At 63.3% G+C, this 12764-nt stretch carries 8 protein-coding genes and 1 pseudogene; 5 read left to right on the forward strand and 4 right to left on the reverse strand.

Annotated features, from left to right (window positions below):
• Positions 1 to 228: 228 nt before the first annotated feature.
• Positions 229 to 663 (forward strand): hypothetical protein, encoded by a 435-nt coding sequence (locus tag BRA1417_RS0125095; RefSeq protein WP_027518171.1) that lies wholly within the window; start codon positions 229 to 231, stop codon positions 661 to 663.
• Between the two features lie 138 nt (positions 664 to 801).
• On the opposite strand, the pseudogene BRA1417_RS40815 reads toward BRA1417_RS0125095, so the two are convergent.
• The 4 genes and pseudogenes from BRA1417_RS40815 to BRA1417_RS0125115 all read right to left on the reverse strand — a co-directional run bounded on the left by BRA1417_RS40815 (position 802) and on the right by BRA1417_RS0125115 (position 5576).
• Positions 802 to 3079: pseudogene (locus tag BRA1417_RS40815) on the reverse strand (ComEC/Rec2 family competence protein).
• Between the two features lie 95 nt (positions 3080 to 3174).
• On the reverse strand, positions 3175 to 3408 hold the full coding sequence (locus tag BRA1417_RS0125105; protein WP_007610829.1) for a DUF2171 domain-containing protein: 234 nt from the start codon (positions 3406 to 3408) through the stop codon (positions 3175 to 3177).
• Between the two features lie 85 nt (positions 3409 to 3493).
• A complete protein-coding gene (locus BRA1417_RS0125110; protein ID WP_027518172.1) occupies positions 3494 to 3880 on the reverse strand; it encodes a nuclear transport factor 2 family protein in 387 nt (128 codons plus the stop codon).
• Positions 3881 to 3899: 19 nt separating this feature from the next.
• Positions 3900 to 5576 (reverse strand): glutamine--tRNA ligase/YqeY domain fusion protein, encoded by a 1677-nt coding sequence (locus BRA1417_RS0125115; protein ID WP_027518173.1) that lies wholly within the window; start codon positions 5574 to 5576, stop codon positions 3900 to 3902.
• A 156-nt stretch (positions 5577 to 5732) separates the two neighbouring features.
• On the opposite strand from BRA1417_RS0125115, the gene gltX reads away from it, so the two are divergent.
• The 4 genes from gltX to BRA1417_RS40820 all read left to right on the forward strand — a co-directional run bounded on the left by gltX (position 5733) and on the right by BRA1417_RS40820 (position 12674).
• Positions 5733 to 7160 (forward strand): glutamate--tRNA ligase, encoded by a 1428-nt coding sequence (gene gltX, locus BRA1417_RS0125120; protein WP_027518174.1) that lies wholly within the window; start codon positions 5733 to 5735, stop codon positions 7158 to 7160.
• A gap of 195 nt (positions 7161 to 7355) precedes the next feature.
• Positions 7356 to 8660, forward strand: coding sequence for a citrate synthase (gene gltA / locus BRA1417_RS0125125; protein WP_027518175.1), 1305 nt, complete (start codon positions 7356 to 7358; stop codon positions 8658 to 8660).
• Positions 8661 to 8818: 158 nt separating this feature from the next.
• Positions 8819 to 11287 carry a CHAT domain-containing protein gene (locus BRA1417_RS43005; protein ID WP_051448378.1) on the forward strand — a complete coding sequence of 823 codons (2469 nt, stop codon included), beginning with the start codon at positions 8819 to 8821 and terminating at the stop codon, positions 11285 to 11287.
• 25 nt (positions 11288 to 11312) lie between these two features.
• Positions 11313 to 12674 (forward strand): triacylglycerol lipase, encoded by a 1362-nt coding sequence (locus BRA1417_RS40820; RefSeq protein WP_051448379.1) that lies wholly within the window; start codon positions 11313 to 11315, stop codon positions 12672 to 12674.
• Positions 12675 to 12764: the final 90 nt, after the last annotated feature.

Consider the following 12764-nt stretch of genomic DNA (forward strand, 5'->3'; position numbering starts at 1 on the left):
GGCCGAATGCGATCGAGCGACCGTTGCAGTATTCGCGTACGCGCCTCCCAAATGCATCGTAGCGAGCTTTGTTCCTATTGAGTTCGGGAAAGATAATGTGATCGCGGCTCGCGGAAACCAGCCGCAGATTTGCCCACAACCAAGCAGAGCGTTCGTGCTTCAACTCTGATAGAGGCCTGCGCCTCGATTGAGAGACGCGGGTTGCTATCCCAGCATGAGGAGCACCCGATGTGTGACTACAGCCTGCATGCCGTCGCGTCGCGCCCCGCCGAAGTCGGCGAGACGATCGTCACGACAAGCTTCCGCGGCACCTCGACGCGCGGCTTCGCCTCCGCAGCCGATCCGTCTGTTGCCGTTTGCCTGCTGCCGGGAACGGAGCTCGCCTTCGCCGACGACGTCCGCTACGACAATCGCTGGATCTGGACGCGCACCATCAATTCCCGCGTGGGCAAGTTCGGCAAGATCGATCCGCACGTTCCCGACCGCCATCACGACGCGATCGAATTTCCCGACGGCAAATACGTGCTGGTGACGCAGCTCGTCGAAGGCCAGCGTGCGACCGTGCTGCAATTGCCTGTGACCCAGCCGGTCACCGAGCGCGAGCACAAGGCGCAGATCATCGCCGACAGGCAGCCGACCGTCACGCACCTGCCGATCGGCTGACAGAGCCGCCCTCCGGCTGCAAGGTCGGAGGTCAGGATTGAATCGCCATCGCCGGCCGCGGCCGGCGAGATGGCGTGGTTTGCGCCAGCGAAATCCGAGCGGATGCACTAACCCACTGCATCTCTCGGCACCGTCCGATCAATCGTCGGCCTGCAAGTCCGTCTCCGCCGGCGTTGCGTCCTTGATGCGGGCGCGGTTGCCTTCGGCGCAAGGCTGCCGTCGAAATCACCCTCGCCCGCGCCGGCCGGCAACCAGGGGCGGCTCGTGCCTCTCGCCCTCACCGCCTGAACCACAAACCCGTCACCACGCTGCGTCAGCGCCAGCGCACTCTGGCTGGCGAGCCGTTGCCGATCGACCACCATCGCCGCGCAATCGGGTGGCGCGGGGCGTGTCGTCACCACCAGCGCGGCCCGACTGCAATCGTCCGCGAGAGCGTCGACGCGCAGTGCCAGCGCGACCAGTCTCCCGTCGGCCAGTGGCGTCACGCAGCCGGATTCGTCACAGGACACGCCATCGGCCAGCGAGGCTCTGCCTGCATCGCGCGGATCGGCGTCGGCAGCGAGCCATTCCTTGAGCAGAAAGCTCTCCTTGTTCGTCCTGATCAGGTGCAGATATCCGTCCCTGCCCCGCACCGCGACGCTCGCGCCATCCCCGGCAATCAGGATGTCGGGCTGCCGCGCCGACAGTGCCCAGAGGATCGCTGCCAGCAGCACCAGGGCGCCGGACCAGCGCAGCGGCGTGCGCAACAAGCCCAGCACGACGATTCCCAGGCTCGCCGCGATCAGCGGCGCGATCCCGAACGCCGGGATGCGACCGACGGCGCCCGGCAATGCCGCGACCCAGCGCGAGACCGCGACCATCCAGTCGATACCGATCCCCATCAGCCACCAGAACACGCTGTCCAGCCCGAACGGCGCAGCAAGCAGCCCCAACAATCCCGCCGGCATCACCAGCGCCGAGACCACCGGCATCGCGCCAAGATTGGCAAGCACGCCGAACGGCGTGACACGGTGGAAATGGAAAGCGGCGTAGGGCGTGGTCGCAAGTCCCGCAATCAGCGAGGCCATGAACAGCATCGCGATCTCGCGGCCACCCCACATCGCAATGCGAGCGGTCGCCGAATGGTCCGGCGAGGCAAACAAATTGGGCATGCCGATCTGCACCAAGGCGACGAGCCCGAGCGTTGCCGCAAAAGACATCTGAAAACTCGGATGCACCAGCGCTTCCGGCGCGACCGCCAGCACGATCATTGCGGCGACAGCAAGCGTGCGGAAGGTAATGGCCCGGCGATCGACCATCACCGCGATCAGCACCACCGCCGTCATGAAGAACGACCTTTGCGTGGCGACCTCCGCGCCCGACAGCAGCAGGTAGAACGCAGCAGCGACCAGCGCCGCGGCCGCCGACCATTTCTTGATGGCGAACCCTGCCGCAAGTCCCGGGATCAGAGCGAGCAGCGCGCGCACCGCGAAGAACACGACACCGGCCACGACGGCCATGTGATAACCGGAGATCGAGAGCACGTGGCCGAGGCCGGAGATGAACATCGCATCGTTGACGGGCGTGGTGATCGCATCGCGCCGCCCGGTGAGCAGCGCGGTCGCGATCGCCCGATTGTCGCCGTCGAGCGTCGCGCGGATGCGGGCATCGATCGCATCGCGCAGTCCTTGCATGAAGGCCGCGTAACGCAGCCGCAAGCCGGCGGTCTCAGGCGGCGGCGCCACCGTGATGGCGCCCATCGCGAAGCCGGAGGCGCCGATGCCCTGGAAGAACATGTCACGTGAAAAGTCGTAGCTGCCGGGCCGCACCGGCGCGAGCGGCGGCATCAGCCGCGCCTTCAACTGGACGAAGCTACCGACCTCCGGCGCGGTGCCCTTGCGGACCGACAGGCGCACGCGCTCGAGCCTGACGTCGCTGCGTTGCGCCTCCATCGCGGTGACGCGCAGCACGAAACGGTCGGTGCGCTCGCGGATGTCGCGGGCCTCGACGAAACCCGACAACGACACCGAATAGAGCGCCGCGCCAGCACCGGGTGGGCGATGCGCGCCGTCTTCCAGGTCGCGACGGCAAAGCCGGCCGCGACCGCCGCGATCATGATGGCCGGGGCGAACAGCCGGCTCCGCCGCAGCACAGCCGCGCCGAGCAGGAGTGCGACGGCGGTCGCGGCAACGACCCACAGCACCGGCTCATGATCGGCGGAGAAATAAAGCGCGATGCCGCAGCCAAACGCGACGGGCACCCACGGCAACAGCCGCCCGGCGCCAGCCTCGGCGCGTAGCCACGCGCGCAGGGTCTCGGCCAGCGATGTCCAGAGGTCGAGACCTGCAGGCGCAAGGCCGCCCGCAGACGCGGGGCGGCCCACGGGCCACGTGCCCGCGATCCCTTGCGACCGTACCGGCCGGCCCGGCTCCGCCATTCCCTGCACTCGATGATACGCAACGAAGCCAGAAGCTACCGGAACGTGCAGGCGGGCGGATAGCGGTACGGATCAGGAACGGAAGGGCGCGACCGCTACTTTTCCTCTTCCATCGTCACGGCGACATCCGCCTTGGCCGACAGCCGGACCTTGTTGCCCTCGATGTCGGCGACGAGGCCCTTGTCGATGAAGTGATGATGCCCCTTGTGGCTGCCCTCGCCGCTGTCCTTCTTGGTCAGCTTGATGCGATTGCCTTCGACCTTGTCGACGGTGCCGATGTGGACGCCGTCGGCGCCGATGACTTCCATATGCTCTGCGATGTTCTGCATGGGGGGTTCCTTGTTGGACCCAGCCCAACGCGTGAGGCGCACGTTCGTTCTCTCGCGAGAATGACGAAGCCGTGTGCCCCGCCGGTCAGATCAGCGGCGCCTGCGACGAAGCATGGTGATTGACGATCTTCCAGTCGCCGTCCTCGCGCATGATGACCCAGCTCATCTTGACCGAAAAATCCGGACGTTCGCCGGCGAGATCGAATGAGATGGTTGCGGCCATGTTGATGAGGTCAGGACCTGACTGCGCCGCCTTCACCTCCGAAAACACCGCGCTCGGTTTGCGCCAGCGCGGCAGGCCGTTGAAATAGTCTGCGACGCCGTCCCTGCCCCGGTAGAGCTTTGGGTTCGAGCCGAAGAAGAACGTATTCTTCGCATAAAGCGACGACAGCGCGGCCGCATCGAGCCTGGCGAAGCCAGCGCGCCATTTGGCGATGATGGCGGAAACGATCGCGTCGGCTTCGTCGCCCATTGTGGTCTCGCAGCCCTTTTCAGCCCTTCGCAACTTCCTTCGCGAACGAGTCGCGCAGACCGATGGTCCTGGAAAATACCGGCTTGCCGGGCGTCGAGTCCTTGTCGCGCACGAAATAGCCCTGGCGCTCGAACTGCATCGGCTCTGTCGAATTGCTCTCGGCGACCGATGCTTCGATCCGGGCATCAGCGAGAATTTCCAGCGACTGCGGATTGAGGTCGGCGGCGAAGTTCGAGGCGTCCGGGCTCGGGTTGGCAAACAGCTGATTGTAGATGCGGATTTCCGCAGGCACTGACGTTGCCGCCGACAGCCAGTGCATGGTGGCCTTGACCTTGCGGCCGTCGGGCGCGTTGCCGCCCTTGGTCGCGGGATCGTAGGTGCAACGCAGCTCCACCACTTCGCCGGCATCGTTCTTGATCACGCCGCTGCACTTGACGAAATAGGCGTAGCGCAGCCGCACCTCGTTGCCCGGCGACAGACGGAAGAACTTTTTCGGCGGGTTCTCCATGAAGTCGTCGCGCTCGATATAGAGCTCGCGGCCGAACGTGATCTTGCGCGTGCCGGCGCTAGGATCGTCCGGATGGTTGATCGCGTCGAGCTCCTCGGTCTGCCCTTCCGGATAATTCTCGATCACGACCTTGAGCGGCTTCAGCACCGCCATGCGCCGCTGCGACGTGCGGTTCAATTCCTCACGGATGCAGAATTCCAGCATGCCGACGTCGACGACGCTATTGGCTTTCGCAACGCCGATGCGCTTGACGAATTCGCGAAGGGCGGTCGGCGGTACGCCGCGGCGGCGCATCCCCGCCATGGTGGGCATACGCGGATCGTCCCAGCCTGCGACATGGCCCTCGCGCACCAGCTGGGTCAGCACGCGCTTGGAGAGCAGCGTGTAGGTCAGGTTCAGCCGTGCGAATTCGTACTGGTGCGGCTTCGACGGCACCGGCAGCTTCTCGATGAACCAGTCATAGAGCGGCCGGTGATCCTCGAACTCCAGCGTGCAGATCGAATGCGTGATGCCCTCGATCGCGTCCGACTGGCCGTGGGCATAGTCGTAGCTCGGATAGATGCTCCACTTGGTCCCGGTGCGCGGATGGTGCGCATGCAGGATGCGGTACAGCACGGGGTCGCGCAGATTGATGTTGCCCGCACCCATGTCGATCTTGGCCCGCAGCACGCGCGCGCCGTTCGGGAATTCGCCCGCCTTCATGCGACGGAACAGGTCGAGGTTTTCATCCACCGTGCGATCGCGGAAGGGCGAGTTCTTGCCGGGCTCGGTCAGCGTGCCGCGCGCAAGACGAATCTGCTCCTGGGTCTGGTCGTCGACATAGGCGAGCCCGTCGCGGATCAGCTGCTCCGCCCATTCATAGAGGCGGTCGAAATAGTCCGAGGCGAAGAACAGGTTCTTGCCCCAGTCGAAACCGAGCCAGCGCACGTCGGCCTGGATGGAATCGATATATTCCTGCTCTTCCTTGACCGGATTGGTGTCGTCGAAGCGCAGATGGCAGCGGCCCGGAAACTCCTGGGCGATGCCGAAATTGAGTGCGATCGACTTGGCGTGGCCGATATGCAGATAACCGTTCGGCTCCGGCGGGAACCGGGTCACGATCTCCCGGTATTTGGCCTGATCGAGGTCGGCCTGGATGATGTCACGAATGAAATCGCGCCCAACCTCAGTCGCCACCGGTTCTGTCATTACGAAAATCCTGTAGGGAAATCAGCGGCCCTTCTGCCAAATTCGGGACGCTGAGCCAAGTGCTTAAGCGAGGCCTTAAGCCGTCCGCTGCCGGGCTTTAGTTATGTACCGGTCCTGCTATATACCACCGCCTCCAATGCATAGGCCTTGCCAAGAATGACCTCTCCCGTCGTCACCCGCTTCGCTCCCTCGCCGACCGGCTTCCTCCATATCGGGGGCGCGCGCACAGCGCTGTTCAACTGGCTCTATGCGAAGAAGCACGGCGGCAAGATGCTGCTCCGGATCGAGGACACCGACCGGGAGCGCTCCACGGAGGCGGCGATCGGCGCCATCCTCGACGGCCTGAAATGGCTCGAGCTCGGCTGGGATGGCGACGTCATCTACCAGTTCAGCCGCGCCGCCCGCCACCGCGAGGTCGCCGAGCAGCTGCTCGCCGAGGGCAAGGCCTATCGCTGCTACGCCACCGCCGAGGAGCTGACCGCGATGCGCGAGAAGGCGCGCGCAGAGGGGCGCACCCGCCTGTATGACGGCCTGTGGCGCGACCGCGATCCGGCGACGGCCCCAACCGACGTGAAGCCCACCATCCGGCTCCGCGCGCCCCAGACAGGCGAGACCGTGATCGAGGACCAGGTCCAGGGCCGCGTGGTCTGGCAGAACGAAAATCTCGACGACCTCGTCCTGCTGCGCGGCGATGGCAACCCGACCTACATGCTCGCGGTGGTCGTCGACGACCGCGACATGGGTGTCACCCATGTCATCCGCGGCGACGACCATCTGATCAACGCGGCCCGCCAAAAGCAGATCTACGACGCGATGGGCTGGACGCTGCCGAGCATGTCCCACATCCCCCTGATCCACGGCCCGGACGGTTCGAAGCTCTCCAAGAGGCACGGCGCGCTTGGCGTCGATGCCTATCGCGCCATGGGGTACCTCCCGTCCGCGCTCCGCAACTATCTCGTCCGGCTCGGCTGGAGCCATGGCGACCAGGAAATCTTCTCGACCGAGGAGATGATCGCGGCCTTCGACCTCGCCAGCGTCGGCCGCGCAGCAGCGCGCTTCGATTTCGCCAAGCTGGAAAACCTCAACGGCCATTACATCCGCAATGCCGACGATCAATCACTCGTGAGGATGTTCGAGGACGTGCTCGACCATGTCGTGCCCAGCCGCGACGAGCTTAAGGCCAAGTTAAACGCCACCACGCGCGCGCAGCTGCTGAAGGCCATGCCGGCCCTGAAAGAGCGCGCCAAGACGCTGATCGAGCTGATCGACGGCGCCTATTTCATCTTCGCGGACCGGCCGCTGGAGCTCGATCCGAAGGCGGCAGCGCTGCTGACGCCTGAGAACCGCAAGCTGATCGGCCAGCTTCATTCCGCGCTGGAGAAAGTCGAGACGTGGAGCGCAGCCAATGCGGAAGCCGCGCTGCGCGCCTTTGCCGAGGAAAATAGTCTGAAGCTCGGCGCGGTCGCCCAGCCGCTGCGGGCTGCGCTGACCGGACGGACGACGTCGCCCGGCATATTCGAGGTTTTGGACGTCCTGGGACGCCAGGAAAGCCTGGGCCGGCTTAAAGATCAGGCCAAGGAGTAGGCCGAGGAGTAGGCCGAGGACCGAGCCGAGGGACCAGGCTACGACGTAAGTCGACCATGCGCGGCGCCATCTTGCAGCGCACACAGCAATAATATACCCATCTCAGCCGTACCTTCTGGAACATCCGGCCTGCCCCGCGATATCTCATCGGGGCCTCCGGGTCCGGCCCGTTTCACCATACATCGGGGACCTCTGATGGACGCAAAACCAAGCAATAAGACCGCCACACTGACGGTCGGAAACAAGAATTTCGATCTTCCGATCCACAGCGGCAGCGTCGGGCCCGACGTCATCGATATCGGCAAGCTCTACGGCCAGTCCGGCCTGTTCACCTACGACCCGGGCTTCACCTCGACCGCAAGCTGCCAGTCCAAGATCACCTATATCGACGGTGACGCGGGCGTGCTGGAATACCGCGGCTATCCGATCGAGCAGCTCGCCGAGAATGGCGACTTCCTCGAGACCTGCTATCTGCTGCTGTTCGGGGAGCTTCCGACCGCCGCGCAGAAGAAGGATTTCGACGACCGCGTGATCCATCACACGATGGTGCACGAGCAGATGGCCCGCTTCTTCCAGGGCTTCCGCCGCGACGCCCATCCGATGGCGATCATGGTGGCGGCTGTCGGCGCGCTCGCCGCGTTCTATCACGACTCAACCGACATCAACGACCCGAAGCAGCGCATGATCGCCTCCATGCGCATGATCGCCAAGATCCCGACCTTGGCTGCGATGGCCTACAAGTACACGGTCGGCCAGCCCTTCGTGTATCCGAAGAACTCGCTAAAGTTCGCCGAGAACTTCCTGCACATGTGCTTCGCCGTGCCGTGCGAGGACTACAAGATCAACCCGGTGCTGGCTGACGCGCTGGACAAGATCTTCATCCTGCACGCCGACCACGAGCAGAACGCCTCGACCTCGACGGTGCGTATCGCCGGCTCCTCCGGCGCCAACCCGTTCGCCTGCATCGCCGCCGGCATCGCCTGCCTGTGGGGCCCGGCGCATGGCGGCGCCAACGAAGCAGCGCTGGCGATGCTCGCCGAGATCGGCTCGGTCGACAAGATCCCCGAGTTCATCTCCAAGGTGAAGGACAAGAACTCTGAAGTCCGCCTGATGGGCTTCGGTCACCGCGTCTACAAGAACTACGATCCGCGCGCCAAGATCATGCAGAAGATGTGTCACGCCGTGCTCAAGGAGACCGGCCATGGCGACGATCCGATGCTGAAGGTGGCGCTCGAGCTCGAGAAGATCGCGCTCAGCGACCAGTACTTCATCGACCGCAAGCTCTACCCGAACGTCGACTTCTATTCGGGCATCACGCTGAAGGCGATGGGCTTCCCGGTCTCGATGTTCACCGTGCTGTTCGCGGTCGCCCGCACCGTCGGCTGGATCAGCCAGTGGAGCGAGATGATCGAGGATCCGCAGCAGAAGATCGGCCGGCCGCGCCAGCTCTACACCGGCGTCACCAAGCGCGACTACGTCGCGATCAACAACCGGAAGTAAGGTCGAATCCGGTGGTCCAACGGTTCGGCGCCACCCCAACGGGTGGCGCCGTTTCTATTTTGGGTCGGTACGGATGAGCCGACCAGCACCATTTTCTTTCTATTTCTGCGAGTTCTCTGGCATGATGCATCCGTGGTCGCGAACCCCGGAGACCGGTCATGTCCGCGAAGAAGGCTGCTTCCTCACGAGCGAAGGCCGGCCGTCGCAAAGCCAGAAGGCCCGTCCGCGCACGAGCGCGGCGCAGCACGATCGACACGGCCGCCGCCGACGCTATCCAGGACTCGTTGCAAGTGCCCTCCGACAAACAATCCGGCGAGTACGAGGTACGAATACGCTACAGCAACAACCGGGACCTGGACGAGCTCGTTATCCCAATTGACGATCAGAGATTTTACCCGTCCGTCCATCGCTGGCGCTACGTGATCGCCAACCGACGACGGATCGTCCGCTCGACCCGCGACGACCTTAGTCGGGATTTTCAGAAGCTGATCAAGGACCACGCTCGCATTTACGACGAAGGCCAGATCCTGTCGCGGATCAAGGCGATAGCAGCTGCCAAGCTCGTCGAGGTCAGAATTCCCTACAGCACGGAGACCATCGGATGGTCGGCAAGACTATTCCCCTGGGAAAGCGCTCTATGGTTGGCGACAGCGCCCTATCGCAGCGAGCCAAGCGAATTCGCAGTCGTCCGCCATCTTGTCGTTGCATCACCACACAATCATCAGTTGACACCTACGACGGCGCTCGCAGTTGACAGCGGTCCCGGAAAGCTGCGCTCGCTTTACGAGTTCACGCGAGAAATCGACATGGTCACGGGCGCGCTCAAGGAAATCCCGACCACGCTCCTTCGAGATCCCGACCGCCAAGGGCTTCGCTCGACGATCGAAGCGCTTTCTCCCTCGATCGTGCATCTTGCGGGCGTAGACCCGATGTCGTTGGTGGAAGAAAAGCTGATTGACCAGCCGCCCGACGGAGAGGACGGCTTTATCCTCCGCGCGGGCCCTCAAGGAAATGCCCAAGGAAACGCTCAGGCCTACGACGCCGTGGGATCGGTCGCCCTGGCCGACATCATCACGGCCGGCGCACAAAAGCCCCTGCTGGTAGCGATCAGCACCTGCTACAGCGCACAGCGCCTTGCTCCCCTTGCCACCGCGCAAGGTGCCAGGCACGCGATCGGCTTTGTCGATACCATCACCGACGCGGACGCCATGCTTTTCTTCAGCGTATTCTATCGCACCTTGACGCAAGATTGGAGCGTCAAGGACGCTTTTCTTCGCGCCCGGCAACAGTGGATGTCCCAGACCGGCAGCGACAACGAGCAGCGCTCTGGAGTCGCACTTTGGAGTCAACTTTCGCTCCTCGACAGCCCCCCGGCTGGAACGATCACTGCGCGGCCTGCGCTGTCGCGAAAGGCCGCGAGGGGCGGCGCAACCTACAGGGACCTCAAGCTGGACATCACTCTAGTCCAGGACAAATCGATTCCCGGCCGCATGCGCAAAACCTCGAGCGTGAGTTTGAACTACTCGTTGCTCCATAACGACCGTCCGCCCTTCAGCATCTTCACGGTCCACAAGACCAAGGCGGGGCCGCTCGACCTGCTTCAAGTCGAGGTCGTGCTGGAAGTCGGCACGGAATCGTGCCGCTGCCGCTTCTCGGAGGAGCTGCCCGAGGAAGACGCCACACTCGACCTTCTCGACAAGATCCGGCTTCCCCTTGTTGCCGGCATGCTTCGACAGACGAGCGAGAGCTTGAGAAGCAATCTCTACATCAAAGTCCAATGCGGCAACCGGATACTGCGCGAGTCCAGCGAGCGCGTGACGGTGCTTCCGGCGGATGAGTGGCGGGATGATGGCGAGGACCATCGGTGGCTACCGAGCTTCGTTCTGCCCCGCGACCCGACGGTTCTGAAGGTCGTCGCCTGTGCACAGCGTTATCTGCAAACACTGCTTGATGACTGTTCCGCCGGATTCGACGGCTACCAGCAGGTCCTTGATGACGACTCCAATGCGCCCAATGTCGTCGATCCTCAGGTGCAAGCGATCTGGGCGGCCCTTCAGCACGATCTGCCCGTCAGCTATATCAACCCGCCGCCATCCTACACGAGCCAGTCGCAGCGCCTTCGAACGCCAACTGAAATTTTCAAAGGTAATGCGGCGACCTGTATCGACCTTGCGCTTCTGTTCGCGTCATGCCTGGAGTTCGTCGGCATCTATTCGTCAATCTTCCTGATTACCGGCCATGCGTTCCCGGCCTACTGGAGAAGCAACAAGGCCTGGTGGCGCATGAAGAGCTTCCGATTTGACCAAAACGAGCAGCAGACGCCTGGACCAATCGGCCGAAGTCAGGACGGCTTCACAGGCACGGTTCAGTCGACGAACGCCAAGGGCCAGACGGAGAGCTGGATGTTCACGGGCACCGACAATCTCGCAGAACTCCTGAGCTACGTGCAAAAGAGTGAGCTCGTGCCGTTCGAGAGTACCTTTGTGACCGCCCGGAAGGGCTTCTTCCAGGCCCTTGAGCGGGGCGCTAGCAATCTGCATCCGCAGAGCTTCGACGCAATGATCGATATCCAATCCGCCCGCGGCGAAAGCGTCACCCCACTTCCCTTGCTCGACCGGCTTGGCTGAGCCGGCGACAAAACACGGAGCCTTCATGACCACGCCCCTTACTTTCGACGACTGGCTCGCCTCGATGCCGGAAATCGAAGGCGTCCGGCCGGTCGATCGGCTTACAGACGTCATGCGGATCCAATCCTACCGGCCGACCTATCGGCGCCAGCGCCCACCGATCGATCCGACGGATCGGCTTCCAGAGCAGCAGATCATCTCGCTTGTGCGCGAGGGCGGGATTCTCAGATGGCGCCTCGGCGCCGCCATTCCAATAATGTCCGGTCGCGCCGGATCGCGTGGGGCGCTCCCGACGGGACAAATCGTCAAACAATACGCCTTTGAGACACTCGAAACGTCGCAGGTCTATGATGCACTCCTCAAGCTCGATAGGACGCTGACACCGGATGCGTCTTACGCGACCAAGACATCGACAGGCCTCAGCCGGCTCGTTCATGGTCAACTCCAGCCGTTGACGCTGGCCGACCTTTCCGATGTGGCAAACAAACGCGTATTGGTGTTGATCCACGGTACGTTCAGCGGATCCGCAGCTCTCATCAAGAACGGATTGGCACGGATTCCTGAGGGCCAACAGCTGCTGGCGAGAGCGGAGGCTAGATATGATCTCGTGCTCGCCTATGACCATCCGACACTCAGCGTGAGCCCGGTGATGAATGCATTCGATCTGGCCGCGTTACTGCGACCGGCGCCGAAGGAACTCGACATCGTCTGCCATAGCCGCGGCGGACTCGTGGCCCGGTGGCTTTGTGAGGGATTCTGCGACGTCGCACTGAAGCGCAGGGTGATCTTCGTCGGCTCTCCGCTGGGCGGCACCAGCCTTGCGGCTGCTCCGCGCCTGCGCAGCACACTCGACCTCCTGACGAACGTTGCGGACATCCTGCGGGCCGGCGCGGATCTCGCCGCCGCTAACCCCTTCTTTCTTGCCGCGAGCGGACTTCTGCGGGTGTTCAGCACCGTCACCAACCTGGCCTCCAAGACACCGGTATTCGACGCCGCCCTGGCTCTCGTTCCCGGGCTAGATGCGCAGTCACGCACCGGCAACAATGAGGAGATCCGCCGGCTGCGCATGAATACCGGTAGCGGCGAGTTTGGCGCTCAGCCCATTCAGTACTTCGCGATCAAGTCGAATTTCGAGCCGACGGAGATCGGTTGGAATTTCCTGCGGATATTCTCCAAGCCGATGCAGCGCCTTGGTGACCTCGGTGCCGATATCATCTTTGAGGCCGAAAACGATCTCGTCGTCGACACTTCATCGATGTCAGAGGTCGCGGATTTGCGCCAAGTAAAGATCATCCATGATTTCGGCACGAATCCGAACGTGCACCACACGAACTATTTCATTCAAAAGGAAACGGCCGCGGCTATCGCACGGACGTTCACGATCTGACGTGCGTGCCGATATTGCGCCATTGCGGGGGCATCTTCGCGGATAGGCGGCCCGAACAGACGCCCGCAGTCAGGTGGGGCCCTCACGCCG

The sequence above is a fragment of the Bradyrhizobium sp. WSM1417 genome (assembly GCF_000515415.1).
In the GTDB taxonomy this organism is placed as follows: Bacteria; Pseudomonadota; Alphaproteobacteria; order Rhizobiales; family Xanthobacteraceae; genus Bradyrhizobium.